This is a genomic window from Microbulbifer sp. ALW1 (assembly GCF_009903625.1).
GTDB lineage: Bacteria > Pseudomonadota > Gammaproteobacteria > Pseudomonadales > Cellvibrionaceae > Microbulbifer.
This window is the reverse complement of record NZ_CP047569.1, coordinates 3,534,217-3,560,199: the sequence shown is the minus strand read 5'-3', so window position 1 is coordinate 3,560,199 and position 25,983 is coordinate 3,534,217. Positions and strand designations below refer to the sequence as shown.

Below are 25,983 nucleotides of genomic sequence, written 5' to 3'. Positions count from 1 at the left end.
GAGTGTCAGGCCGCTGGGCTTTGGGTGTGTTTTGGGCGTGAAAAGGCGCTCTCACAGCGGATGCTGTCGCTTAAATTTTGATCTGTTTTGGGGCGCTCGGCGCGGTTGTAGTCCGAAAAGTGAGCAATTATCGAGGGGTGGAGCGTGTTTTGCCCTTGAAGGGAAGAGGGAGTTGTTCTGGGTCCAATTCGGCGCGTAAATCCCTGAGTTTGACCCCAACCCCCAGCAATCGAATGGGGTCTCTGCGCTTTTCCCAACACTGTTCAAGCAGTTGTTTGAATTCACTGATGCGGGCGGCTTTACTTCCTCTCTCCTGGGTGGACTGAGTGAAATCTGCGTACTTGATTTTGACGACAGCGCTACTAATCGCATAGCGGTCTCCCAATTGCTCCAGACGCTCGTGCAGCCGACCATAGAGTGTTGTCATTTCTTCCAGCCATTTTTCCTTTTCGTGCAGATCCTGGGTAAAGGTGTGCTCCACACTGACACTTTTGCGCGAGCCGTCGCCACTGACGGGCCGGTTGTCGATACCCCGGCACAGTTGATACAGCCGTTCGCCAAATTTTCCGTATTTTTGCACCAGCTCGATTAAGCTAAAACGCCGCAGGTCACTGCAGGTCCGGATACCCTGGCGGTGCATTTTCTCTGCGGTCACCCGCCCCACGCCATGTATCTTGTTAACCGGCAGGCGCAGGGTGAAATCTTCCACCGCGTCAGGGTTTATGACTGTCAGTCCATTAGGCTTTTGCCAGTCGCTGGCAATTTTGGCCAGGAACTTGTTCGGGGCGACCCCGGCAGAAATGGTGATCTGGAGCTCTTTCTCAACACGGGCGCGAATTTCGCGAGCGATCAGGGTTGCACTGCCATTGCAGTGGGGGCTGTCAGTGACATCGAGAAAGGCCTCGTCAAGGGATAAAGGCTCTATAAAATCGGTGTACGATAGAAAAATTTCCCGGATTTGCGCGCTGACCTCCCGATATTTTTTCATGTTACCCGGTACTACAATCAGGTCAGGGCAGAGCTTCTTTGCCTGCGCTGTGGGCATGGCCGAGCGCACGCCAAAACTGCGCGCTTCGTAGTTACAGGTGGAAATCACCCCGCGCCGGTCACTGGCGCCGCCCACGGCGATGGGCCGCCCCCGCAAGTTGGGGTCGTCCCGCATTTCTACCGAGGCGTAGAAACAATCGCAGTCGCAGTGGATGATTTTTCGCATGCTGGGATTATATCCAGTATTTTGGGTGGCCAACCACATTTGATTGGTCTCGATATAAGCCAAGGCCGGCTCCGCAACGCTGGAGGTCAATATGAGCAGAATCCCCCTGGTAGAAGTACCTTCCGATGAAGCGGTCGTCACTACATTGAGCGAAGTCCGTACCCAGCTGGGGTTTGTTCCGGCGGTGTTTCGGGCTTTTGCGAATAATCCGACGCTTCTTACCCAGCTGTGGAACAGGTATCAGCACGTGATGTTGACCGGCTATTTGAGACCTCAATTAAAAGAAGGAATTGCGCTGATGGTTGCCGCTGATGAGCACAGTGATTACGGCATCCGCCTGCACAGTAATGCCCTGGAGAAATTGGGGGTAGATCCCCACGAGGTGCTGAAGATCCGCACGGATCCGGATCATGCGCACTACAACCCAAAAGATCATGCCCTGTTGGAAGTGGCTCGTCATGGCAACAGCACACCTTACGATCACGGTGACAAAGTTCTGGACGCGGCTAGAAGTGCCGGCGCGGAGGATGCCGAGATTATAGAGGCGCTGGCAGTGGCTGGATTGGCGTCGGAGATTAGTCATATCTCGGCCATTCTGAATCTTCCCGGTGACTGACGCCGAATTGACGTGTCACTGTGACTTGATGCACTTCCGTTATCAGCATGCCCCCTGAGCGGTTGCGAACTGCGGTATCCGACTTGCAGCCGCAGACGTAATCCATTTGAATGAATGCCATCGTAGAAAACGGTATTTCAGGCTTTCGGCTCAGGCGAGGATTGCGTGCTAACGCGGACATTACCCCCAAACTCTTTTAACCGTGCACTGCTGTGGCTGGTGTATTGCTGCGCGGCATTTTTATTGAGTCAGGCTCAGGCTTACGCTCAGGAAACCGCCAGCGGGGATCATGTCCGCGTGCGCTGGCTGGCACCGGAGCAATTTGGCCCGGCAACCGAAACCATCGGTTTCTATTTTGAAGTCGACCCCGGTTGGCATGTGTACTGGCGCAATGCGGGTGATTCCGGTGCCGCACCGCGTTTCGATTTCGTTGGTGCCAGTGGTGAGGTCGGGGAAATCCTGTGGCCGTCGCCCGTGCGCCTGCCCATCGAGCATCTCACCAACCTCGGCTACGAAGGTGACGTCGCCTACCTGTTCCAGGTAACACCCGATGCACCGCGCATGGAGCTGGTGGTGAATCTGGAATGGCTGGTGTGCAAGGTGGATTGCATTCCGGGCTACGGCAATATGTCCTTGTCGCGCGCAGTTGCAGACGAGGTGCAGTGGGTGCCAAAGGATCTCGCGCTGCGCGACCGGTTTGCGGCGCAGGTACCGCAAACCGCAACTTCCGCCAGCTTTCCCTGGTCGGTGCAGCGGGTTACTGCGGCCGCCGAGCAGGACACGCTGCAACTGGAATTGGCCGCGGGCAGCGACGGCGCAGAACCGACGCCTCCGGAAGTATTCCCTCTCGATGGCGCTCTGCTGACCGCAAAGGCGCCGCAGATAGAACAATCGGGTAACACCCTTCGCTATACATTCGAGCGCGTGCCCGGGGCACCGCTCCTGCCAGCAGCGTCGCCGACCACCGGGTTTGTCGTCAGCGACGGCACACGCGCCTGGCAGCTGGACGACCTCGAAATCCAGTCCGTCGCCAGCGCACCACTGGCGGTCGACGGCGGTCAGCCTCTCTGGTTATTGATACTGGCCGCCATTGCCGGCGGCGCCATTCTGAATCTGATGCCCTGCGTATTTCCGGTGTTGTCGATCAAACTTTTCGGCCTGATGGGGCCCGGCACAGGCCCGCAGGAGCGGATAAAAGCGGGCGCGCTCTACGGCGCGGGTGTGCTGGTGACCTTTGCTTTGCTGGGCGGGCTGCTGCTGGCGCTGCGCGCCGGTGGTGCGGCCATCGGCTGGGGTTTCCAGTTGCAGTCGGCACCGGTGGTACTAGCGCTGATCCTGCTGTTTTGGCTGATGGCGTTGTCGTTCAGCGGGGTTTACGAGTTCGGCCACCGACTGATGAACCTCGCCGGGCACAGTCGCGGCGGCAGTTTTGCCACCGGTGTGTTGGCGGTGTTTGTCGCTGCACCCTGTACGGGGCCATTTATGGGCGCTGCGTTGGGTGCGGCAACCCTGTTGCCAACCCTTTCGGCCATGGCGATTTTTATCGGCCTGGGTATCGGCCTGGCACTGCCGTTTGTGTTGTTGTGTGTTTTCCCCGCACTGCTCCAGCGCCTGCCACAGCCGGGACCCTGGATGGAAACCCTGCGCCAGTTTCTCGCTTTTCCGTTGTATGCCACGGTGATCTGGCTGCTGTGGGTACTGGGTCGCCTGGTGGGTGAAGATGGCTGGCTGCTGGGCAGTCTGGTCATGCTGGCCGTGGTGCTGGCCCTGTGGCTGGCACAACACCTGCACCGGTTTGGCAAACTGTTCGCCTGGCTATCGGTGCTGGCGGTAATTGTCCTGGGGTTGTTTGGCGCCAGATATCTGCAAGATCACCAGTCACCGCCAGAGGCCAAGGTCAGTTCCGCGGCGGGTGCTTGGCAACCCTACGACAAGACCGCCATCAACCAAGCGTTCACGCAGGGGCAGGGCGTGTTTATTGATTTCACCGCCGCCTGGTGCATCACCTGTCAGGTGAACAAGAAGCTGGTGCTGGATACCGATGCGGCGGCTGCACTGTTTGCAAAGAATAATGTCTACCTTGTACGGGCGGATTGGACCGATCAGGATCCGGCGATCACCGCGGCGCTGGCCCAGCTTGGACGCAATTCGGTTCCGGTGTACGCCTGGTACGCGCCGGGAGAGAAAACCCCGGTGTTGTTGCCGCAGATTTTACAGCTGAGCATGATCGAGGCGCTGTTTGCCAGCAATTTAGGCTCAGACGTTGAGTAGTCCATTGACAGGTAAGTGATCGCAAACAAGAAATAACAGGAAAGAGGACGGTTTTATGAAGATGCAAAAAGTTCGAGTAAAACGGCTGTTGAATACCCTGGGCGCATTGTTGATTACCGCCCCGGCACTGGTCATGGCCGCGGCCACCCCGGGCGAAAAAGCCCCGGCTTTCTCCGAGATAGATGCGGTCGGTAAAACCCACAGCCTGGAGGATTACAAGGGCCAGTGGCTGGTGCTGGAGTGGTTCAATAAAGATTGTCCCTATGTGAAGAAACACTACGGTAGCGGCAATATGCAGGCGCTGCAGGAAAAGTACACCGGCCAGGACATTAACTGGCTGACGGTGATCTCTTCCGCGAAAGGCAAGCAGGGTTACCTGGAGCCAGCGCAGGCGGTGGCCGTGGCGGAGAGCCACAAACTGAAGGCCAGCGCGCCTTTCCTGCTGGATGTCGATGGCAGCATGGGCCGAGCTTACGGGGCCAAGACCACTCCGCATATGTTTATTATCAACCCCGAAGGGCAGGTGGTTTACGCGGGTGCGATCGACGATAACGACTCGGCAAACCCTGCGGTAATCCCCCAATCCGCCAATTACGTGGCTGCCGCGTTGGATGCGTCTATGACTGGCGGTGCGATTGAAGTGGCTTCCTCCCGCGCTTACGGTTGCAGCGTTAAGTACTGATTTTCTTAGCAAAGGGTCGCCACTCAATATTTGAGCGGTGACCTCTCTCCCTACGCACCTCCACGCCTTTTCTGTGCGCTATTCACATCTCTTATTTCCCTGATCCTGCATCGCGATGATATTGGGGTTTTGGCCTGACCAAAGATAAGATGGTCGACCAATTTCTGAGGCCGTCTTGGCCCAGCTCTCCAGCATAAATAGCGATAAGAAGACGGGAAGACCATGAAGTTTGATGTGAGCCTTGTGCGGCCGGCGCTCTCGACGTTGCTCTTAGTTTTTACACTCAGCGGTTGTGATAACAACGAAAAAGCCAGAGATCACGAATCTGATCTGGCCAGTGAGCGCAGTGCTCCGTGGCAGGCGGATCTTGGCAATGGCCGCTATAAAAACCCGGTGTTGTACGCGGACTATTCCGACCCGGATGTGGTGGCGGTGGGGGACGATTTTTATATAACCGCGTCTAGCTTCAATGCCTCACCGGGCCTGCCGATACTGCACTCAACAGATCTGGTGAACTGGGAGCTGGCCGGGTACGCGGTGGACAAAAATGTGCCGGCCGACGTATTTGCCAGGCCGCAACATGGCAACGGTATCTGGGCACCAAATATCCGCTACCACGATGGAAAAGTGTGGATCTTCTTTCCCGACCCGGATTTCGGCATTTACATGATCAATACCACCGATCCGAAGCTGGGCTGGAGTGTGCCGGAATTGATCCTGCCCGGTAAGGGACTTATCGATCCGACACCGTTGTGGGACGACGATGGCCAGGCTTATCTATTGCACGGTTGGGCCAAGAGCCGTGCGGGCAAGAACAATATTCTGACGCTGCACAAGATGTCCGCGGACGCCACCGAAGTGGAGCCGGAAGGACAGGTCGTCATCAATGGCCACGAGCTGGAAGGCTACCGCACTCTGGAAGGCCCGAAGTTTTACAAGCGCGGAGAATACTATTACGTGTTTGCGCCGGCCGGTGGTGTGCCGGTGGGCTGGCAGTCGGTTTTCCGTGCAAAGAATATTTACGGTCCCTACGAGGATCGTATTGTGATGGAGCAGGGTGACAGCATCACCAATGGACCGCACCAGGGTTCCTGGGTGCACACCCCGGCCGGTGAGGACTGGTTTGTGCATTTCCAGGCTCGGGGACCATACGGGCGTATCGTGCACCTTCAACCGATGCAGTGGAAAGATGGTTGGCCGGTGATCGGCGCGGACGAAGATGGCGATGGCGTGGGTAACCCGGTGACCAGCTATCGCAAACCCGCAACGGCCAAGCCCGGCCCGGTAAAAACTCTCCCATTCGCGGATGATTTCTCGGGTGAGGAACTGGCATTGCCGTGGCAGTGGAATGCCAACTACGAGGATCGCTGGTATTCCCTCAGTGCGCGCGAAGGCTATCTGCGGCTATTCGCGCAACAGAATATAGCCCCGGGCAGTGACAATCTCTGGATGCAGCCGTCACTGCTGTTGCAGAAGCTTCCGGCACCGGAGTTTATCCTGCAGGCCACGCTGGAAATCCCCGCAACCCTGGGTGAAGCAGAGGGCGGCCTGTTGATGTTTGGCGAGGACTACGCCTGGATTGGTTTCAGAAACCTGCCGGCTTCGGGCGAAATCGAAATTGGCGAAGTGAGCTGCCGCGATGCCCGCATGGGCTGTAGTGAGCACTTTCAGCCGCACACCCGGATCAAAGCCGAGAAGTTAACGCTGCGCATGACGGTGAGCCAGGGCGGGCAAACGGTGTTCAGTTATCAAAAGCCCGACGGACGCTTCCGTACGCTTGGGGAGTTGTTCCAGGCTCGTGCCGGCCGCTGGGTGGGCGCCAAGGTCGGTCTTTTCCTGCGTAACGATGACGCCGCCCAAGTGAACGCGGAAAACTTTATTGATGTCGATGAATTCCGCTTTATTTCGCCCGCAGGCTGAGTAGCGGAAGCTTCAGAGTCGCTGCAAGGTTTCCACCATGGCCCCCGTCAGGCAACTGAGATCATCGGGCTCGATGATGTAGGGGGGCATGGTGTAAACCAGTTTGCCAAAGGGGCGCAGCCAGATTCCGCGCTCGATCAGACTTTCCTGCAGGGTTTTGTTGTCCACTGGCTGCTTCATTTCCACAACGCCAATCGCACCCAGTACGCGCACGTCGGCAACACTGCTGGCGTCTTGCAGTGGTGCCAGTTCTCTCTTCAGTTGCTGCTCGATGTTGTCGACCTGCTGTTGCCAGTCGCGCTTCATCAACAAGTCAATGCTGGCGTTGGCCACGGCACAGGCCATGGGATTACCCATGAACGTGGGGCCATGCATGAACACGCCCGCTTCGCCGCTGCAGATACCATTCGCGACTTTGTCGGTGCACAGCGTCGCGGCAAGGGTCATGGTGCCGCCGGTGAGTGCTTTGCCCAAGGTGAGAATGTCTGGAGAGATGCCCGCATGTTCACAGGCAAACATTTTGCCGCTGCGGCCGAAGCCGGTGGCGATCTCGTCGGCGATTAACAGCAGGTCGTATTGATCGCAGAGTTCGCGTACGCGGGTTAAATATTCGGGGGAATAAAAGCGCATGCCGCCGGCGCCCTGGACGATTGGCTCGAGGATGACGGCGGCCAGTTGCTGGTGATTCTGCTCGATCAGTCGTTGCAGTTCTGCGGTGTCCTGTTCGCTGCACGGTTCGTCGAATTTGGGCGTTGGCGCCGGGGCGAACAGGTGTTGAGTGAGCTGGCTGGCGAACAGGTGGTGCATGCCGGTGACGGGGTCGCAGGTGGCCATGGCGCCGAAGGTGTCGCCGTGGTAGCCGTTGCGCAGTGCCAGCAGTTTATTTTTTTCCGGTTTGCCCTGGGAGTGCCAGTATTGCAGGGCCATTTTGATGGCGACTTCTACGGAGACGGAGCCGGAGTCGGCGAGGAAGACTTTTTGCAATGGCTCGGGGGTGAGGGCGACGAGCTTTTTGCACAGTTCGATGGCGGGCTCGTGGGTGAGGCCGCCGAACATGACGTGACTCATTTTTTCCATCTGGCTTTGCATGGCGGCGTTCAGTTCGGGAACTTTGTAGCCGTGCAGGGTGCTCCACCAGGAACTCATGCCGTCGATCAGTGCGCGGCCGTCTTCCAGATAAATTCTTACACCCTCGGCTCTTTCGATGGGGTAAACCGGGGGAGGGTTAATCAGGGAGGAGTAGGGGTGCCAGATGTGGTCTTTGTCGAACTGTAAATCCATCATTCGGTATTGTGCTTTGGTCTTGTTTGGTGGCGGCAAAGCACCGGGTATGGGGTTTCAGGACCGCTGTAAACCCATCCCTGGGCGCTGCGGCGCAAACATCCTGTTTGCGACGCTCCTGAAACCCCATCCCCGGCGCTCTGCCTTCGCTTCGTACTTTTGTACTTCGTAAGCGGATTTATAAATCGGGTTGTCGCCACTCCGGCGAAGGCCGGAAATCAGGCCAATTCCCGCAGGACTTTCAACGGTGGCTGGCTAACCGCACTGCGACACGCCAGTGTCCCCGCAGTACCGACCAGCAGTGCGCCCGCGAGCGGGCCAAGCAGCCACAGTCCCGGGTGGAAGCTGAACGGCATATCAAACACTTTTTGGGTGAGCACTGTCAGTGTGGCCTCGGTACCAAAGGCCGCAAGCAGTCCCGCCGCAATACCCAGTAATCCGAATTCAATCATCAGGCTGTTGATCAGCAGCTGTCGGCGGCCACCCAGTGTGCGGATGACGGCGGCTTCCTGCAAGCGTTCGGCGATGCTGGCGCGGACGCCGGCGATCAGTACCAGGATGCCGGCGACCAGCATGAGGGCGAGTACGGATTCTACGGCGATGGCGACCTGGCCGATGGTTTCGCGGATGTTTTCGAGGATTTTATCCAGTTCGATGATGCTGACGCTGGGGAAGTTTTTTACCAGTTCATTGACGAATAGTTTGTCTTCCGGCGGCAGGTAGAAGCTCTGGATGTAGGTGGCGGGGAAGGTGTCGAGGCTGCCGGGGGCAAACAGCATGAAGAAGTTGGGGCGCATGCTGTTCCAATCGAGGGTGCGCAGGCTGGTAATGGTGGCTTCGGTTTCCAGGCCGCCGATGGAGAAGCGCAGGACGTCGCCCATGTTGAGGCCTAGGCGTGCGGCGACTTCGACCTCGACCGAAACGCCTTCGTTGAGTTCTTCATTCCACCATTTGCCGGCGACGATTTTGTTGTCGGCGGGGAGGGTGTCGGTCCAGCTGAGGTTGAGCTCGCGGCGGATGGCGCCGTCTTTCTGCTCCCGTTCCTCTACCGGGGTGCCGTTTACGGCGATGAGGCGGCCGCGGACCATGGGGTAGAACTCGGTACCTTCGAGGTTTTTGCCCTCAATCTTCTGTTTGACGCCGTCGAGTTCGTAGGGCGCGATGTTGACGAGGAAGTGGTTGGGGGCGTTTTCCGGTAGTTGCATCTGCCATTCGTCGATCAGCGCGGTGCGCGCGTAGTACATGGCGAGCATGGCGAGCAGGCCGGTGCCGAAGGCGGCGATCAGCAGGGTATTGAAGCCGGCGCGGCGCTGCAGGCTGCCGAGGGCGATGCGCCAGCTGCCGCCGAGGGTGGCGAGGCGGCCGCGTACCAGCAGGCGATTGATCACCGCAGCGCCGGCCACCAGCAGGCCGAGGCCGGCGAGCAGGGCGAGGGTGATGGCAATGCTGCCGGAGAGCCACCAGATCAGCAGCAACATGGACAGCGGGCCGGGGATCAGGCCTAGCCATTCGCGTTTGTCCGGGTTGCTCCAGTCCTGGCGCAGGGTCTGCATGGGGTCGGTCTGGGCCAGGCGGAACAGGGGTGGTAGGGCAAAGCCAATAACACAGGCGATGCCGGTGGCGAGGCCCACCAGCAGCGGCTGCAGGCCACTCGGGGGTGGGGTGACCGGGAAGAAGCCTTGCAGCAGGTTTACCGCCTGAGACTGGATCAATGAGCCGATGGCGAGCCCCAGGGCGGTGGCGATCAGGGCCAGCGCGGTCATCTGGCCGATATAGATACCGAGGATTTTGTTTTTGCCGGCGCCGAGGCTTTTCATGACGGCGACGTAGTTGGCGTGGCGCAGGCCGTAGCGGCGGGCGGCGAGACCGACGGCGACGCTGGCGAGCAGTACTGCGAGGCTGGCGGCCAGAAACAGGAAACTCTCGGCACGATCCAGGGTGCGGGCAACCCGCGGCTGGCCTTCCTCGAGGTCGATCACCCGCTGGTGGTCGGTGAGCTGGGGTTTGAGCCAGTCGAAGTATTGTTTGAGCGCGGCGTCGTCGCCGGCAAACAGATAGCGGTAGGTGACGCGGCTACCGGGCTGCAGAATGTTGGTGGCGGCCAGGTCGGACTGGTGCATCATCAGTCGCGCACCCATGGAGAAGAGGTTGGCGCCGCGGTCCGGCTCGTGGTCGAGAATGCCGGCCACAGTGAAATCGCTGTCACCCAGTTGCAGGCTGTCGCCAATCGCCAGATTCATCAGTGGCAACAGGCGGGCTTCCAGCCATACCTGGCCGGGCGCAGGACCTTGCTGGACCTCGCGGGATTCTTCGCTGGCGTTAGCGCGCATTTCCAGGTGTCCCACCAGGGGGTAACCCGCCGTCACGGCTTTTACCGAGGCAAACTGGAACTCATCCCCGGCGGAGAGCATGGAGGCGAAGGCGGTGGTCTGCGCCTGCTTCAGGCCCAGTTCATCGGCTTTGGTCAACCATACCTGCGGCACTTCCTTGCTGCTTTGCACCACGCGCTCTGCCGCCAGAAAGCTCTGGGACTGGATGTGCATGGCGCGGGTCAGGCGGTCTGAGAAGTGGGCGATGGCAGTTACGCAGCTCACGGCCAGCACCAGAGCGGTGGCGATCAGTGCCAGTTCGCCGCCGCGCCAGTCGCGGCTCAGCAGTTTCAGCGGCAGCATCAGGCGGATACCTCCGGCTGATTTCCGAAGTAGCTGTCGGGGATGTCTGCGGTGGTGATTTCGCCGGCGGCCATCCGCAGGTGGGCACCGCAACGTTCGGCGAGGCGGTGTTCATGGGTCACCAGGACCAGGGTGGTGCCGGTCTCGGCATTGAGGTTGAACAACAGGTCGATGACCTTTTCGCCATTGTTGGCGTCGAGGCTGCCCGTGGGTTCGTCGGCGAACAGAATACCGTTATTTATCGCTGAGCCGCTGCCTGAACCCTGGTTGGCAATGCTGCAAAATGCGCGAGCAATGGCGACCCGTTGCTGCTCGCCGCCGGAGAGCTGGCGCGGGTAGTGGTGCAGGCGATGACCCAGGCCAACGCGCTCGAGGAATTCTTCCGCGCGTTTGCCAGCGTTGCGCTCGCCGCGCAGCTCGCTGGGGAGCATGACGTTTTCCTGGGCGGTGAGGCCGGGCAGCAGCTGGAAGGTCTGGAACACGAAACCAACGCAACGGGCGCGCAGCGCCGCGCGCTGTTCTTCGTCCATGGCGGTGATTTCTTCACCGGCGAGCCAGATTTTGCCCTCGGTGGGGCGGTCGAGGCCCGCCAGCAGGCCGAGGAGTGTGGATTTGCCGGAGCCCGAGGCACCGGTGATGGCGAGGCTCTGGCCTGCGGGCAGCTGCAGTGAGATGTCGTTGAGGAGTGTCAGGGGGCCCTCACTGGTGCTGACCCGATGGTGAAGGTTTTCGGCTTTGAGCATCACTGACATGGCAAGTCCCTGTAATTCCTGCAAAATGTGCGCATTAAGAAGTGGAGAGTATGACATGGCGGCAGTTTTTTTCCGGTATCTCGCCCCCGGTTTTATCGCGCGTGGTTTGCTGTTGATCGTGTTGTTATACGCAGCGGCGCTTAAGGCGGATGAACACAGGGCGGATCAACAGAGTGCGGGTGGGCAGAAGACGCTGCTGGTGCTGGGGGACAGTATCAGTGCGGCTTACGGTATTGATGAGCGCGAGGGCTGGGTTCAGCTGTTGCGCGACCGGCTGGCGGAGCAGGAGCTGGCGGTGAAGGTGGTGAATGCCAGTATCAGTGGGGAGACGTCGGCCGGTGGTCTGGCCCGGTTGCCGCGGCTGTTGAGTGAGCATGGGCCTGACTGGCTGGTGGTGGAGCTGGGTGGTAACGATGGCCTGCGGGGCTATCCGCCGCGGGCGTTGCAGCAGAATCTGGTGCGGATGGTGCAGTTGGCCCGGGAGGGCGGCGCTGAGGTGCTGTTGTTGGGGATGCAGATGCCGCCGAATTACGGCAAGGCGTATACCCGGGCGTTTGCGGCGGTGTATCCGAAGGTGGCTGAGGAGCAGGGGGTGCCGCTGGTGCCTTTCTTCCTGGAGACGGTGGCGCTGGTGGAGGGGGCGATGCAGCGGGATGGGATTCACCCTACGGCGAATGCACAGCCGGCGCTGCTGGATCATGTGTGGCCCTGCCTGGAGACGATATTGAAAGGCAATGTGGACACCCGGTCCGATAGCTTGTGCACTTCTTGAGCGGAAAGCGTACAATCGCCGCCTGAATTTTGGGGTCTCATCTGGTGGTGGGGCTCCGTAGATGGTTCCGGGGCGGCACTGCCACCGGGGAAGCCATTGCGGGACACGCTACGAGTTCATCCCTGAACGCTCGGCTGTGGCCATCCATGGCCACAGACGGTCCCGCAATGGCTTCCCCGGTGCCAGCGCCTTCGCATGGTAGATTTCTCTACTACCTGACCCGCGCGTAATACCTCAAGTTTTTTTCGAGATTTACCCATGTCTGATCTGGAAAACCGCCGCGAGCGGCTGGAATTCAACAAGCTGCAAAAACGTCTGCGCCGCAATGTGGGCAAGGCGATCGCTGACTTCAATATGATTGAAGAGGGCGACAAGGTGATGGTGTGCCTGTCCGGGGGCAAGGATTCCTACGCGATGCTGGAAATCCTGATGAACCTGCAGAAGACCGCTCCGGTGCACTTTGAGCTGGTGGCGGTGAATATGGATCAGAAGCAGCCGGGTTTCCCGGAGCACATTCTGCCGGAGTACCTGCAGTCCATCGGGGTGCCTTATCACATTGTGAATAAGGACACTTACAGTGTGGTGAAGGAGGTGGTGCCAGAGGGTAAGACGACGTGTGGTCTGTGCTCGCGCCTGCGCCGCGGAACCCTGTATGGTTTTGCGGAGGAGATCGGGGCGACCAAGGTGGCGCTGGGCCATCACAAGGATGATATCGTCGAGACGTTATTCCTGAATATGTTTTACGGCGGTCGCCTGAAGGCGATGCCGCCGAAACTGCGTGCGGACGATGGGCGCAATATCGTGATTCGCCCGTTGGCCTATTGCCGCGAGACGGATCTGATTGCGTTTGCGGATCACAAGCAGTTCCCGATTATTCCGTGCAACTTGTGCGGTAGTCAGGAGAACCTGCAGCGGCAGGCGATCAAGGGGATGTTGAACGAGTGGGATCGTAAGTTTCCCGGTCGCAGTGACAATATTTTTGCCGCGCTGACACGGGTGTCACCGTCGCAGTTGGCTGACCGGGATCTGTACGATTTCGAGAGTCTGGAGCTGGATCGTTCTAAACCCGCGCCTGAGGTGGACGCGCGTGCGATCGAGCAGTACGTGGATTCCTGGATTCCGGAAGATGCTCGCGAGGAGGGTCCGGAAGTTGAGGAGAAGGCTGCGCAGCCGATGTATATCGAGGCGCGCAATCTGTAGCCCCGTCATCCCCATCCTCGATCAGTAGCGTGTCGGTGTTCGCACTGCTGACGTCTTTGACAGCCGCGGTTTTTACTGCGGCTGTTTCGTTTTCGGCCGGGGTGTTTTCGAGCGGGTTGATCAGTTTGCAGTAGCTGTCGACAAAGTCCCGCAGCTTGGCACTGGGGCCGTGGTGGAAGTGTTTTTTCCAGAGTTTGGCCATGCGCGGTAGGTCTCCGCTCTCCACTTTCTCTACACCGGCGGCGCGGTAAACCAGCCAGGCGATGGCGGTGGCGTAGCGCAGGTTGGTGGCAAGTTCGGCGTGGGGGTGTTGCAGGAAGTCGCGCTGGCTGGCGAGTCCGCGTACTTTGGAGGCGAGCGGGGGGAAGTTGATGAGGTATTTATCCCAGATCTGTCGGTGGGTACTGGGCAATATCTGGAAGATGCCCATGCCGTGGCGGCGGCCCTGCTTGAGGTGGAATCCCAGTTCGGATTCCTGGGCTGCGGTACCCAGCAGCAGGGCTTCCATCCCCGGTGACCAGGCACGCAATTGCTTTAACGTGGGACGAATCACCAGTACCCGGAGTTCGTCTAAACAAATACCCATAATGTCTCGATATTCCCTTACTGCTTGGTATGGATACGCCGATCCGTGGCATCTTCCAATATCTGTACTCTCACCCTTGGTTTAGTTTGCCGATTGAGCAAACGCCAGCAAATGGGTAGATTTACGCGCAATAAAGACCAATAACGACGGATTCAGCCTATTCTTTCGCCAAAGAGGGCTTTATCTGCCAAATCTGACGGGGAATCCCACATGCCTGGACAATGGCTTGTCGCTCTTACTTTCATCGCCTATCTGGCACTTATTCTGGCGATTGGTGTTTACGCTTACCAGCGCACCAAGAATGCCAGTGATTATTTTCTTGGTGGCCGTTCACTGCCACCGGCGGTTGCGGCGCTGAGTGCCGGCGCCTCTGACATGAGCGGCTGGTTGCTGCTGGGGCTGCCGGGTGCGGCTTATGCGACCGGGTTGTCGTCCGGGTGGATTGCGATTGGCCTATTCAGCGGCATTGTGCTCAGCTGGACTACCATGGCGCGGCGTTTGCGCATTTACACCTATGCGCTGGATGACGCCCTTACCGTGCCGGCCTACCTGCATCGACGGTTTAACCTGGCGCACCCTTATCTGCGCACGGTGTGCGCCATCTTCATTTTGCTGTTCTTCTTGTTCTATGTAGCGTCCGGCCTGATCGCCGGTGGCAAGCTGTTTGAGACGGTATTTGGCTGGGATTACCAGTGGGCAGTTGTTATCGGCGCCATCGCGGTGATTTCCTACACACTGTTTGGGGGCTTTCTTGCGGTTTCCTGGACGGACGTTTTCCAGGGGCTTTTGATGAGTTTGGCGCTGGTCATTGTTCCCGTGATGGTGATTTCCGATGAGGGAGGATTTAGCACCGCCTGGGCCTCCATGGAGCAGCAGCACCCGGAGCTGATGCACTGGATGTCGGACAATACAGGCAAGGCGCTCTCTGTTGCAGCCATTCTCAGTTCCCTGGCGTGGGGGCTTGGCTACTTCGGTCAGCCGCATATCCTGGCGCGCTTCAAAGCACTGCGGCACCCGGATGATATGCCGGCCGCGGCAACGGTTGCTGCGGTCTGGTCTTTGGCGGGCTTTCTTGGCGCCATGGCGGTTGGGCTCTTTGGGCACCTGGAGCTCGCGCAGACGATTCCGGATGGTGAGCGTATTTTCATGGCGCTGGTAGAGGCGCTGTTCCACCCGCTGGTGGCGGGAATTCTGCTGGCGGCCATCCTGTCTGCCATTATGAGTACTGCGGATTCACAGTTGCTGGTGTCGTCCGCTGCCCTGGCGGAGGATATCTATCACGTTTGGTTCGGCCGCGCGGTTTCTTCCGAGAGCCTGGTGCAGGTGGGTCGCTGGGCAGTCGTGGCGCTGTCGCTGATTGCGGTAGGCGTGGCCATGGACCCAGGCTCCAAAGTACTGGATGTGGTGGCCTATGCCTGGGCGGGATTGGGTGCCGCTTTTGGTCCGGCGATTCTGATCAGTCTCTACTGGTCGCGGATGACTGGCGCCGGAGCCATCGCCGGTGTCTTGGTGGGGGGTATAACCGTTGTGATCTGGAAACAGCTGTCAGGTGGCATCTTTGATCTATACGAGCTGTTACCGGGCTTTGTGCTCTCCGCAGCTGCTATTGTTTTAGTAAGTGCTGTGACGCATTGCCCTGAGGAAATATCAACGCGCCACCGTCAGTTGCTGGGGCAAAAGCAGTAGCCTGATCACAGTGCGTGCGCAACGTTGCGCAATTGAACGGTGGTGCCGCGGCTGGAGTAAATAGAGTGATCGAAGTACACCTCGGTGATATCACTCGGTTGCACGTAGATGTAATCGTCAACGCAGCCAACCAAAGGCTCCTGGGCGGTGGTGGTGTAGATGGCGCCATACACCGCGCCGCCGGCCCCGAATTGCTCGAAGCCTGCCGCCAGATCGGCGGCTGCCCCGTAGGAGATGTACGCAGCACTCCTGGATTCCGTTTGCCGGTCAAACGTATCTACCACACCGTTGGTCCGGTGTGGCGAGGCGGCAATCTGGGTGAGCCCGAACTGCTTGCCACTTGCTACCGCCAATGCCTGGCCCTGGCCCGCCGAGAGAATGTTCATTCAATTGCGTTTCCTGCCATCAGTTGCGGCGTCTACGATTACCCCCCTGAACTTGCTGTTGAGATTGCGGTAGAACAGGTGCAGAACCACCTGGATCGCGAAGGCGGCCCCCGACACGTTATTTTCTGTTGTATGGACGAAGACATGGCAGAACTCTACCGGATGCAGCTGGACGCCTGCGTGCGCCGCTAAAGCGTACCAATTAGCGGGTGTCGATCGCGCAGATTTTTATTGGCTGCCCTGAAAAACTGACTGCTAATTGGCACTGCCGTAACAGTCAGCAAGGGCACACCGCGTTTTTCCAGAAAAATTCCCGAATTAACGCAATTCATCACAGCCCTTGGCTTTGCCGGGCTGTGCACTTCTTTTAGAATTTCCCTCTTAAGGATTCACGCCAGTGGTACTCACCGGGCCACGGCGTACTGTGCGTTATGAAAGGGAAAATTCATGCAGATTTACGTTGAGAACCAGCGCGGCGACCGCTATCGGGTAAGTGCTGGTTGGTCCAGTGCGCCGACCATTTTTGAAAACGATCTGTCCGCAGAGCTGCTTGCCTCATTTCCCACCTCCGCGCTCGACCAGATTTTTGAGCAATTTCTGGCGAAAGCCACCCTCAGCCAATCGCTTGATCAGGCATTCTCTGGTCAAGACCTGCTGCACACCCACCAGTACCCCGCCGCGCCCGGGCATTTTAGCGACGAGCACCGGGCGGTATATCTCGCCGTCAAGCAGCACCGACTGCTGATCGAAGAAGCCCCCCACGGCGAGGGTGTACTGGACGAGCGGCAGACAAACCTGCGCGGCCGTATTCGCATGGGGCTGCAGAAAATTATTGCCGAAGAGCGGGCAGAAGCCGCGCGAATTGAAGCGGTACACAGCAAGCGTAGCAGTCTGGAAAAGGCCGGCGCTTATGTGGGGAAATTTGGCAGTGCACTCGGGCAGGGCGCGTGGGACTTGGCGGTGTGGACCAAGGACATTGCCGAAGTGGCAATGCTGGTGAATCCCATTCGCCAGCAGACCCAAATGCTGAGCGCCACCTACGACTATTACGTTCACGACAAAAGCTTCGAACAGTCCTCGAAAGAATATCTCGGCAAAGTTAAAAAAGAGTTGGTGGATGTTCTGGGGTTTGATCCGAGCACCATTACAGCAGAGCAGCTGCAGCAGGCTTTTGAAGTCGCGCATCTGATATACGACGACAGCGCATTGCGCAGTGATATAACCCGCTTTGCCAAAGACTACGTCAAGGCGCAACACAGCCTGGAAATGACTGAATTTGCCGGTGGTGGTGTATTCGAAATCATCCTAACCATCGTCCTGGCCGCCTTCACTGGCGGTGTCGGTGGCGTTACGGCCATGGCGAAGAATGGCCGCTTACTGGCCCGTTTCAAAGACGTTGGCGATTTGATGCTGGATTTTGCCAAATACCAGAAGCGTCGCAATGCGTTGAAGAAGGCGCGTGGTGCCAAGTCGGAAGCGGCATCATTTTCGAAATTTGAAACTATAGAAGTCTCGGCACCTGAAGCACCGATAAACCAGGCGGCTACACAAAGGGCCAGCCCTCCCAGAGGTAGGAGCAGTGATAGTAACGTCCCTAGTAATCCAAAACTTAACCCAAAAACTAGATTGCCTAGAACGAATGGCAGATGGGACGGGGAGCCAGGTAATGGCTTTTGGCATTCAAATATTGATGAGGTTAATGAAATTACTGGCGGCAAGCCCATTGAATTTGCTAATGGGCGACCTGTGTTTACTCCCTGGGCTAAAGGTCAAGTTAAGTTTAAACCAGGCCAATTGGATGGAAGTAAGGCAGATTTTGATGCGGTTTATGAGTATGTCGCTAAGCAAAAGGGCTTATCAAGCCCAAATGCCGCCAAGAATTACTTAAAGGAGGCCGGTTTAACGCCGCATCATTTAGATAACGAAACAATACAGTTTGTGCCTTCAAAGTTACATGGCAATATACCGCACATCGGGTCTGCATCTGACCTTAGAGGAGGTTTTTAATGTTGATAGAAAGTTTAAAAAGCCTTGGGGCGAGGTCTTTAAAAGATGGCTCTCAAGATAAGTTGTCCATTTCTCAGGTTGAATCTGAATTAAATGTTAAGTTTTCGGATAGTTATAGGTCAGTATTAGAGAGTTATGAAAACTCAATAGTTTTTGACCATGGTGCAATATATAAGCCGGTAGAGAAATCACCAGTAGATAATACTGACGGCTTTCAGTCTTTAGAAATGCTGTATGGACTGCAAGGTGATTCAAACCTTGTTAGTCGAAATAAAATGTATAAGGGGCAGATACCCAAGGAGTGCGTTGTTATTGGTGAGTCTGTTGGGGGAAACCAAGTATGTTTATCGCGCGCGTCTGGAAAAGTTTACTTTTGGTTTCACGAAGCGGAAATTGAAGATCATTCTTTGTTTGAGGTTGCGGAGAGCGTTAACAATTTTATCGAAGGACTTCTGCCCGATGATATGCAAAATTCAGATAAAAGAGAAATCGATGAGTCGGGTTCATTTCTGGATTTTTAATACAGATGCCCAGTGTTCCGTGTAACCGCCTTTTTTGCGCTTTTCACAAACTTGGAATAAGGGAATTTACGAGTTTGTGACTGTTTGGTCTGGGCTGGTTCTACTGTACCATCCCAAAAGCCAACCCAATAACAACCAAGGCGAGATCAAACCATGCGAACAGCAGACCAATGGTTCAGTGAATACGGTGAGAGCCACCAGAATTCCACCAACAAGGCCATCCACTGGGTGGCGGTTCCTCTTATTTACCTCACCGTTGTCGGTCTTTTCTGGTCCATTCCCCAGCCCGAGTGGATGGCGTCCTTGCCCTGGCTGAACTGGGCAATTGTTGCGCTGATCCCGACCATCCTGTTCTATATGGTGATGTCCTTCCCACTGGCGCTGGGGATGGTCGCGCTCTCCTTGCTTTGCCTCGGGGCTTGCAGCTGGCTGGAGCGGGCAGGCCAGAGTGTGCTCTGGTGGTCTGTGGGGGTTTTTGTGGTGATGTGGGTGTTCCAGTTTGTTGGTCACCATATCGAGGGCAAAAAGCCTTCGTTTTTTAAAGACCTGCAGTTCCTTTTGATTGGCCCAGCCTGGGTGATCGGCTTCCTGTACCGCAAGCTGGGTATCAAGTACTGAGTTTGCCTGGCGTCTGTATCTGACAGTTTCGCCTGGTCGCTATTCCGCAGCCTTGCCGTGACTGTGCTGAGGATTGTCCCGGGGCGGCTGCGAGCCGGATGATCCTGTCTCTCCCCTGTGTACCTTTTCACGCAGCCCCTGCACGATTTTGAAGAAAATGGGCACCAGCAGTGTGCCCGCGATACAGGCCATGATGGTACCTCCCATCACGGCCGTTCCCAGGGATACGCGGCTGGCGGCGCCGGCACCGGAAGCGATGACTAGCGGAATGGTCCCTACCACGAAGGAGAGGGTGGTCATGATGACGGGGCGGAAGCGCAGTTTTGCTGCGGTCACCGTCGAATCGTGCAGTGACAGCCTCTCCACTTCCCTCTGCGTTTTCCCAAACTCCACAATAAGGATCGCGGTCTTTGCCGCCAAGGCCACCAGCAGCACCAAGCCAATTTGGCCGTACAGGCTGAGGGGTTCCTTTGCGATGAGCAGTGCGGCGATGGCGCCGACGATGGCAATCGGTACCGAGAGGATGATCGCGAACGGCGTCAGAAAGGATTCGTAAAGGGCGGCCAGGAACAGGAAGGTAAATATCAGTGAAAGCACCAGGGCGATGGTGGATGCGTTGCCGGCTTTGCGCTCTTCATAGCTGGAATCGGACCAGTCGTATTTAAAGCCGTCGGGTAGTGTTTCCCTGGCCACGCGTTCGAGCGCATTCATGGCATCGCCGGAGCTGAATCCCCCGGCGGCGTTGGGGCCGCCGCTGATCTTGGCGGCATCATAGGTGTTGTAGCGCTTGAGGGTAACGGCGCCCAGGACCGGTTTGGTACTCAGAATGGCGGGTAGTGGTATCGGTTCGCCTTTGTTGTTGGTGATATAGATTTTTTCCAAGTCGCGTTCCTGTTGCCGGAATCTGGATTCGGCCTGCACCATGACCTTGAAGGTCTTGTTGTACAGATTGAAGTCGTTGACATAGATGGCGCCGAGTTGGGTCTGCAGAGTGAGGAAGATATCGCTGATTTTTACACCCAGGGTCTTGGCTTTTACACGGTCAATATCCAGCCGGATCTGGGGTGAGCCGGCTTTGAATATTGAGAAGGCGCGGGCAATTTCAGGCTGTTCGGTGGCGGCTGCGGAGAAGTCCTGAACTACCTTGAATAGTTCCTGCGCGCCGACGCCCTGGGTGTCTTCCAGCATGAAGGAGAAGCCCGCCATGGTTCCGAGGCCGGGAATGGCGGGTGCGCCGAACACCAGAATCTGTGCTTCGGGCAGCTGGGCGAATTGTGCCTGGTATTTCTGTTGCAGCGCCTGCTGTGAAACATCTGGTGACTTGCGTTCGTGCCAGGGCTTGAGTTTGGCAATCACCATGCCGGCATTCGATTGCAGCATGACATTGAGCAAGCTGAAACCATTCACCGACAGCACTTTGTCGACGGCCGGGTCTTGCATCAGGGTTTCATTAATCTGGTCGATTACGCTCTCGGTGCGCGCCAGTGCCGCCGCTTCGGGCAGCTGGACATCCACCATAAAGTAGCCCTTGTCTTCATCGGGAATGAAGCTTTTGGGTACGGACTGGAATAGTAAAAAGAGGCAGGCGAACAGGCCGGCAATGATGATGAGGCTGAGCAGAATATGGCGCGCGAGCCAGTCCACTATTTTAAGGTAGCCGCTGGCCACTTTCTCAAAGCCCCAGTTGAAGCCGCGGATCACTACGTTGGGTTTGCTGTGGCCTTCCTTCAATACGGTAGAACAGAGCGCCGGGCTCAATGTCAGTGCGTTGATCATGGAGATCAGTACGGCAACGGTAATGGTGGTGCCGAACTGTCCAAACATGCGACCGGTCATGCCGGGCAGCAACATCGTCGGCCCGAATACCGCGAGAAGAACCATCGATGTGGCAACAATGGGGCCTGATACCTCTTGCATGGCTTTGGCCGTGGCGGCGCGCTTGTCCAGGCCTTCTTCGTGCATGATGCGCTCGACATCCTCGACGACAATGATGGCATCGTCGACGACTACCCCAATGGCGAGGATCAGGCCGAACAGGGTGACCGTATTGATGGTCATTCCCATGGCGTAGAGGACGCCAAGGGTGCCGATAATAGACACTGGTACAGCGAGGGTGGGGACCAGGGCGGCGCGTACATTGCCGAGAAAAAGGTAGGTTACGATGATGACCAGGATGATCGTTGCGATCAGGGTGAAAATCGTTTCTTCGAGGGATACCGCGATAAACTCGGTGGTGTCATGACCAATGACCGCTTCAACACCTTCGGGAAAATATTGCGAAAGTTCTTCTACTTTGGCTTTTACGTTCTCGGCAACCTCCAGTGCATTGGCGTCCGACAATTTGTAAATTGCCAATAGCACGCCGGGGCCATTGTTGTATTCACCATAGCCTTTGTAAATCTGTGCGCCCAGCTCCACCCGCGCAATATCCTTCACGCGGATGACGCCACCTCTTTCATCGGCGCGCAGCACGATTTCCCCGAACTCTTCTTCCGAAGTCAGGCGGCCTTTGGTGGTGAGTACATATTGGAACTGGGTGGAGTCGGGCGATGGTGGGGAGCCCAGTTGCCCAACGGCTGCCTGAATATTCTGTTCCCGTATTGCCCCGAGTACTTCCGGTACGGAAATCTCGAGGTTGGCCATTTTCACCGGATCCAGCCAGATCCGCATACCGTAATCCAGCGGGCCGATGATTTTGGCTTCGCCGACACCGGGTACCCGCGCCAGTTCATTGAGCAAATTCAGTGAGGCGAAGTTGGACAGAAAAACGCCGTCAAATCGCTCATCCGGGGAAAACAGGTTCACCACCATCAGCATGTCGGATGAGCGCTTGCGAACCTTGATACCGCGCTTCAACACCTCCGGAGGCAGGGATGGCTCCGCCAGTGCCACCCGGTTTTGTACATCCACCTGCGCCATGTCGTCATCGGTGTTCATGTCAAACGTCATGAACAGCGTGTAGGTGCCATCGCTGCCGGAATTGGAGGTCATGTAGACCATGCCTTCGGCACCGTTCACCTGCTCTTCAATGGGGATGGCAACGGCGTTTTTTACGGTCTCGGCATCGGCACCGGGGTAGGTGGCAACCACGGAAATTTTGGGTGCGGCAATGTCCGGGTACTGATCCACCGGCATGACGATAGCGGCAAGCGCGCCCATAAAGGTGATCAATATGGCGATCACAAAAGCAAAGCGCGGGCGACGGATAAACAGGTGGCTGTCACTGCTCACAGTTTAACGGTCCGCGCTACTTGCCGGTGTCATAGGGGGTGTAGACGTCCCCCGGCTGGTTTTGCTGCCGTATTTCCATGGTCGACCTCTGGTATTCCTGGAAGGCTTCCCGCTCCCTGCGGAGCTGTTCGCGCAGCGAGTGGGGTGCCGGGCGCAGGTTTGGTGGCGTGGGGTCTTCGAGCTGCTCGATTTTGACGGGCGTGACTTCAACGGCATCGCCCGGGCTCACTTTCTGTAGTCCTTCCACCAGTACCCTGTCGCCCACTTTGAGGCCTTTGGGTACCGCCCAGTTGGGGCCGATGCGCATGCCCACTTCAATATTGGCCCGCTTGACCTTGCTGTCTTTATCCAGCAGGTAGACAAAGTGGCCCTGCTGGTCCTGGGAAACCGCCTTCTGTGGAATGACGATGCGTTCCACTTCTTCCAGAAGCTTGCCGTGCAGGGTGACATTTTCTTCGGGCAACAGCAGGCCGTCCGGATTGTGGAACAGGATGCGGGCGGCAACCGTGCCGCGGGTGGCCGCAGCCGTGGCGTCCCAGGAGAAAAATTCCCCTTTGAATGGGTACACGGTGTCGCCCGGCAGCACGATGTAAAGCTCCATGTTCGGGATGGCGCGGCCCTGTTGCTTCAGCTTTTCGATTGCGCCGTAGAACTCGTTGTAGGCTTTCTGGCCAATATGGGCGAGGACATACACCGGGTCGACTTTGACGAGTTGGGTAATCGGCACCGAGTTTGGGAGGATGAAAAAGTCACCCACCGCGTAGTTGGGATGGCCTACGCGCCCGGAAAAGGGCGCGACGATCGAGGTGTGGGACAGGTCCTGCCTGGCCTGTTGTAGTGCGGTCTGGGCGGTGTTGAGCTGGGCTTCTGCCGCCTGCATGGCGGATTTTGCAGTGTCGAAGTCTTTTGCCGAAATGTATCCCTGTGGCCTCAGGTTTCTGGCGCGGTCAAAGTTGGCCTTCGTCTGCTCGTAAGTGGACATGGCTTCCGCGATGCTGGACTCCGCCGTCGCCACTTTGGTTTCGAAGGGGTAGGGGTCGAGCCTTACGAGTTCTTCGCCTTGCTTGAAATACTTCCCCGGTGCGATGTTCTGGTAGAGGATCCTTGAGGCGACCAGGGGGAAAATCTGCGCGGTCTCTATGGCTTCTACCACGGCGGGCACTTCAAAGCTGGGTCTGAAGCGCATGCGCTGGGCTTCAACCACCTCCACTTTTTTCGGTGGCGGTGCCGGTTTGGCAGCTTCTTTTTCCCCGCAGCCAAGCGGCAGCAGGCAGGCTGCGACAACAAGATTCCGCCAGCGAAGAAGGTTACGAAGAGATTGGTACATCATTTCCCGCAACTTGAGTGAATAGACCTATCTTCCTTAATCCTAGAGGGCTGGGTGGCAGCTGGCGAAGGACGGGCCAATTGTTGGCGCGAAATTAATGTAGCTCGTTATATTTGATCCTTTTGAGACTGTTCTTTCCGATGGATTTACCGGTTGTAGTGCACCGGTACCTCAAGGGTTTCTTTCACCTGTTCCATCACCACATAGCTGGTGCATTCCTGTACTTCCGGCAGGGTCAGCAGTGTTTCTCCGTAAAACTTCCGGTAAGCGCTCATATCCGCCACCCGGGCCTTGATCAGGTAGTCGAAACTCCCGGACACCAGATAGCACTCCTGTACCTCTGGCAGTTCCGATACCGCACTGCGGAAGGCTTCAAAAGCGTCCTGTGCCGAGCGGTTGAGTCGAATCTGTACGAACACCACCAACGCGGCATCGAGGTACTCGGGGTTGATCAGGGCGGTGTAGCCCTGGATTACCCCGTCGGACTCCATTTTCTTGACTCGCTCGACACAGGGGGTGGCGGTAAGGCCGACCTGGCGAGCGAGCTCGGCGTAGCTGGTGCGACCGTTTTTTTGCAGTACGCGGAGGATATTGCGGTCGATGGTACTGAGTTCGCTGGCGCGTCTTTTCATTGGTTTAACTCACTCCGTGGTCGGTCGGCACTCGGTAATCTGCGGGCGCTGAATGCACCTGCAGATCACCGACTGGGCGGGCTTGACTTGTCCGTGGCACAAAATTTGGTCTCGAATGGCTGAAAAACGTACTCTGCGCCACATTGCTAGTGGATTCCACTAATCATATTTAAAAACATGAAGAAATCCACTTGAAATTGCTGCTTATACTGCTGGAATCCAACAAGAGAAGGGGCGCGAAAAGCTGTGCTCAATACAGCTGCGCTCAATACAGAGTATCGAGGAGAAATCGTTATGTTGATCGGTGTCCCAAAAGAGATTAAGAACCACGAGTACCGCATCGGCCTGACTCCAGCGAGCGTTCGCGAGCTGATTGGTAATGGCCATGACGTAATCGTGCAAAAAGACGGCGGTTCTGCCATTGGCTTTACCGACGAAATGTATGAGCAGGCTGGTGCCAAGATCATCGAGAGTGCCGAAGAAATCTTCGCCACCGCCGATATGATCGTAAAGGTGAAAGAGCCCCAGCCCCACGAATGCGAAATGCTGCGCCCGGGCCAGCTGCTGTACACCTACCTGCACCTGGCGCCCGATCCCAAGCAGACTGAACTGCTGGTGAAATCCGGTGCAACCTGTATCGCTTATGAAACCGTAACCGATCGCTTCGGTGGCCTGCCGCTGCTGGCGCCGATGTCTGAAGTTGCCGGCCGCATGTCTGTACAGTGTGGCGCACACCACCTGGAAAAAGCTCAGGGCGGCCTCGGCGTGCTGCTGGGCGGCGTGCCGGGCGTAGCACCGGCCAAAGTACTGATTATCGGCGGTGGTGTCGTAGGTACCCAAGCGGCCAAGATGGCGCTGGGTATGGGTGCCGACGTGACCATTCTGGATCGCTCCCTGCCGCGTCTGCGTCAGCTGGACGATATCTTCGGTGGCGCTGTGCGCACCGAGTACTCCACCAATGACGCGATTGAATCCCACGCACTGGCGGCAGACCTGGTTGTTGGTGCGGTTCTGATTCCGGGCGCTGCGGCACCGAAGCTGCTGACCCGCGACCATATCAGCCGCATGAAGAAAGGCGCTGTGGTTGTGGACGTTGCGATCGACCAGGGTGGTTGTTTCGAAACCTCCAAGGCGACCACTCACCAGGAGCCTACTTACGTTGTTGACGGTGTAGTGCACTACTGTGTAGCGAACATGCCCGGTGGTGTTGCCCGTACTTCCACTATGGCCCTGAACAACGCCACCCTGCCGTTTGCGGTAGCCCTGGCGAACAAAGGTGCCAAACAGGCTCTGCTGGACGACGCTAACCTGCTGGAAGGTCTGAACGTACACGCCGGTATGGTGACCTACAAAGCCGTTGCCGATGTACTGGGCTACGAGTACGTAGATCCCAAGCTGGCCCTGCAGAAATCCGCAGTGGAATCTGATGTAGCTGCTTAAAAGCCATTGCTTTTGAGTAGCAGAACTGAATTTTATCAGTTCTCTTCCGGGGCTACCCCAAGCCCCGCTCTGTGAGACCCGGCAGTGTCTTCTACTGCCTTTGCAGCCGCGCTTTTTAGCGCGGCTTTTTTGTGGGCGACAGAAATAGGTTTGTGGGCGGCAGAAGTAGT

General features: G+C 57.3%; 19 protein-coding genes. 12 read left to right on the top strand and 7 right to left on the bottom strand.

Features of this window, described 5'->3' with window-relative positions; translation table 11 throughout:
• Positions 1–127: 127 nt before the first annotated feature.
• Positions 128–1,213 (bottom strand): DNA polymerase IV, encoded by a 1,086-nt coding sequence (gene dinB, locus GRX76_RS14805; RefSeq protein ID WP_160154019.1) that lies wholly within the window; start codon positions 1,211–1,213, stop codon positions 128–130.
• A gap of 91 nt (positions 1,214–1,304) precedes the next feature.
• On the opposite strand from dinB, the gene GRX76_RS14800 reads away from it, so the two are divergent.
• The 4 genes from GRX76_RS14800 (at position 1,305) to GRX76_RS14785 (ending at position 6,702) form a co-directional block, all read left to right on the top strand.
• Entirely contained in the window at positions 1,305–1,829 is a 525-nt protein-coding gene (locus GRX76_RS14800) for a hypothetical protein (RefSeq protein ID WP_160154018.1), read from the top strand.
• Positions 1,830–2,072: 243 nt separating this feature from the next.
• Positions 2,073–4,100, top strand: coding sequence for a protein-disulfide reductase DsbD (locus GRX76_RS14795; RefSeq protein WP_236250387.1), 2,028 nt, complete (start codon positions 2,073–2,075; stop codon positions 4,098–4,100).
• Positions 4,101–4,155: 55 nt separating this feature from the next.
• A complete protein-coding gene (locus tag GRX76_RS14790; RefSeq protein WP_160154017.1) occupies positions 4,156–4,782 on the top strand; it encodes a thioredoxin family protein in 627 nt (208 codons plus the stop codon).
• A 222-nt stretch (positions 4,783–5,004) separates the two neighbouring features.
• Positions 5,005–6,702, top strand: coding sequence for a glycoside hydrolase 43 family protein (locus GRX76_RS14785; protein WP_160154016.1), 1,698 nt, complete (start codon positions 5,005–5,007; stop codon positions 6,700–6,702).
• 12 nt (positions 6,703–6,714) lie between these two features.
• Here the strand turns inward: GRX76_RS14785 and bioA are convergent, their stop codons facing one another.
• The 3 genes from bioA to GRX76_RS14770 form a co-directional block, all read right to left on the bottom strand.
• Positions 6,715–7,986 (bottom strand): adenosylmethionine--8-amino-7-oxononanoate transaminase, encoded by a 1,272-nt coding sequence (gene bioA / locus GRX76_RS14780; protein WP_160154015.1) that lies wholly within the window; start codon positions 7,984–7,986, stop codon positions 6,715–6,717.
• Between the two features lie 215 nt (positions 7,987–8,201).
• Positions 8,202–10,655 (bottom strand): ABC transporter permease, encoded by a 2,454-nt coding sequence (locus GRX76_RS14775; protein WP_160154014.1) that lies wholly within the window; start codon positions 10,653–10,655, stop codon positions 8,202–8,204.
• The gene (locus GRX76_RS14770) at positions 10,655–11,407 is read right to left on the bottom strand and encodes an ABC transporter ATP-binding protein (RefSeq protein ID WP_160154013.1); all 753 of its coding nucleotides are present in this window, start codon (positions 11,405–11,407) and stop codon (positions 10,655–10,657) included. Before GRX76_RS14770 ends, GRX76_RS14775 begins: the two co-directional genes overlap by 1 nt.
• Positions 11,408–11,462: 55 nt before the next feature.
• Here GRX76_RS14770 and GRX76_RS14765 point away from each other — a divergent pair, with 55 nt between their 5' ends.
• From GRX76_RS14765 to GRX76_RS14730, 7 genes are all read left to right on the top strand, one after another.
• Entirely contained in the window at positions 11,463–12,179 is a 717-nt protein-coding gene (locus GRX76_RS14765) for an arylesterase (RefSeq protein WP_160154012.1), read from the top strand.
• A gap of 258 nt (positions 12,180–12,437) precedes the next feature.
• Positions 12,438–13,379, top strand: a complete 942-nt coding sequence (ttcA, locus tag GRX76_RS14760; RefSeq protein ID WP_160154011.1) for a tRNA 2-thiocytidine(32) synthetase TtcA — start codon at positions 12,438–12,440, stop codon at positions 13,377–13,379.
• A gap of 796 nt (positions 13,380–14,175) precedes the next feature.
• Positions 14,176–15,651 (top strand): sodium/proline symporter PutP, encoded by a 1,476-nt coding sequence (gene putP / locus GRX76_RS14750; RefSeq protein WP_160154010.1) that lies wholly within the window; start codon positions 14,176–14,178, stop codon positions 15,649–15,651.
• A 14-nt stretch (positions 15,652–15,665) separates the two neighbouring features.
• On the top strand, positions 15,666–16,229 hold the full coding sequence (locus GRX76_RS14745; RefSeq protein WP_370463928.1) for an O-acetyl-ADP-ribose deacetylase: 564 nt from the start codon (positions 15,666–15,668) through the stop codon (positions 16,227–16,229).
• Between the two features lie 255 nt (positions 16,230–16,484).
• On the top strand, positions 16,485–18,044 hold the full coding sequence (locus GRX76_RS14740; protein WP_160154008.1) for an HNH endonuclease: 1,560 nt from the start codon (positions 16,485–16,487) through the stop codon (positions 18,042–18,044).
• On the top strand, positions 18,044–18,565 hold the full coding sequence (locus tag GRX76_RS14735; protein WP_160154007.1) for an SMI1/KNR4 family protein: 522 nt from the start codon (positions 18,044–18,046) through the stop codon (positions 18,563–18,565). Before GRX76_RS14740 ends, GRX76_RS14735 begins: the two co-directional genes overlap by 1 nt.
• A gap of 153 nt (positions 18,566–18,718) precedes the next feature.
• Positions 18,719–19,183: a DUF962 domain-containing protein gene (locus GRX76_RS14730; RefSeq protein ID WP_160154006.1), complete on the top strand. Its 465-nt coding sequence runs from the start codon at positions 18,719–18,721 to the stop codon at positions 19,181–19,183.
• A 39-nt stretch (positions 19,184–19,222) separates the two neighbouring features.
• On the opposite strand, the gene GRX76_RS14725 is transcribed toward GRX76_RS14730, so the two are convergent.
• The 3 genes from GRX76_RS14725 to GRX76_RS14715 all read right to left on the bottom strand — a co-directional run bounded on the left by GRX76_RS14725 (position 19,223) and on the right by GRX76_RS14715 (position 24,373).
• Entirely contained in the window at positions 19,223–22,414 is a 3,192-nt protein-coding gene (locus GRX76_RS14725) for an efflux RND transporter permease subunit (protein ID WP_236250386.1), read from the bottom strand.
• Between the two features lie 16 nt (positions 22,415–22,430).
• A complete protein-coding gene (locus GRX76_RS14720) occupies positions 22,431–23,744 on the bottom strand; it encodes an efflux RND transporter periplasmic adaptor subunit (RefSeq protein ID WP_160154005.1) in 1,314 nt (437 codons plus the stop codon).
• 143 nt (positions 23,745–23,887) lie between these two features.
• Complete coding sequence (locus GRX76_RS14715) at positions 23,888–24,373, bottom strand: Lrp/AsnC ligand binding domain-containing protein (protein WP_160154004.1); 486 nt, start codon at positions 24,371–24,373, stop codon at positions 23,888–23,890.
• 294 nt (positions 24,374–24,667) lie between these two features.
• On the opposite strand from GRX76_RS14715, the gene ald reads away from it, so the two are divergent.
• Positions 24,668–25,813: an alanine dehydrogenase gene (ald, locus tag GRX76_RS14710; protein ID WP_160154003.1), complete on the top strand. Its 1,146-nt coding sequence runs from the start codon at positions 24,668–24,670 to the stop codon at positions 25,811–25,813.
• Positions 25,814–25,983: the final 170 nt, after the last annotated feature.

Excerpts from the sequence above, each read along its gene's own strand:
- GRX76_RS14790 (WP_160154017.1), top strand. The coding sequence starts at position 4,156 with ATGAAGATGCAAAAAGTTCGAGTAAAACGGCTGTTGAATACCCTGGGC.
- GRX76_RS14785 (WP_160154016.1), top strand. The coding sequence starts at position 5,005 with ATGAAGTTTGATGTGAGCCTTGTGCGGCCGGCGCTCTCGACGTTGCTC.
- GRX76_RS14715 (WP_160154004.1), bottom strand. The coding sequence starts at position 24,373 with ATGAAAAGACGCGCCAGCGAACTCAGTACCATCGACCGCAATATCCTC.
- GRX76_RS14770 (WP_160154013.1), bottom strand. The coding sequence starts at position 11,407 with ATGTCAGTGATGCTCAAAGCCGAAAACCTTCACCATCGGGTCAGCACC.
- GRX76_RS14730 (WP_160154006.1), top strand. The coding sequence starts at position 18,719 with ATGCGAACAGCAGACCAATGGTTCAGTGAATACGGTGAGAGCCACCAG.
- ttcA (WP_160154011.1), top strand. The coding sequence starts at position 12,438 with ATGTCTGATCTGGAAAACCGCCGCGAGCGGCTGGAATTCAACAAGCTG.
- GRX76_RS14800 (WP_160154018.1), top strand. The coding sequence starts at position 1,305 with ATGAGCAGAATCCCCCTGGTAGAAGTACCTTCCGATGAAGCGGTCGTC.
- putP (WP_160154010.1), top strand. The coding sequence starts at position 14,176 with ATGCCTGGACAATGGCTTGTCGCTCTTACTTTCATCGCCTATCTGGCA.
- GRX76_RS14775 (WP_160154014.1), bottom strand. The coding sequence starts at position 10,655 with ATGCTGCCGCTGAAACTGCTGAGCCGCGACTGGCGCGGCGGCGAACTG.
- GRX76_RS14735 (WP_160154007.1), top strand. The coding sequence starts at position 18,044 with ATGTTGATAGAAAGTTTAAAAAGCCTTGGGGCGAGGTCTTTAAAAGAT.
- dinB (WP_160154019.1), bottom strand. The coding sequence starts at position 1,213 with ATGCGAAAAATCATCCACTGCGACTGCGATTGTTTCTACGCCTCGGTA.
- GRX76_RS14765 (WP_160154012.1), top strand. The coding sequence starts at position 11,463 with ATGGCGGCAGTTTTTTTCCGGTATCTCGCCCCCGGTTTTATCGCGCGT.
- bioA (WP_160154015.1), bottom strand. The coding sequence starts at position 7,986 with ATGATGGATTTACAGTTCGACAAAGACCACATCTGGCACCCCTACTCC.
- ald (WP_160154003.1), top strand. The coding sequence starts at position 24,668 with ATGTTGATCGGTGTCCCAAAAGAGATTAAGAACCACGAGTACCGCATC.
- GRX76_RS14720 (WP_160154005.1), bottom strand. The coding sequence starts at position 23,744 with ATGATGTACCAATCTCTTCGTAACCTTCTTCGCTGGCGGAATCTTGTT.
- GRX76_RS14740 (WP_160154008.1), top strand. The coding sequence starts at position 16,485 with ATGCAGATTTACGTTGAGAACCAGCGCGGCGACCGCTATCGGGTAAGT.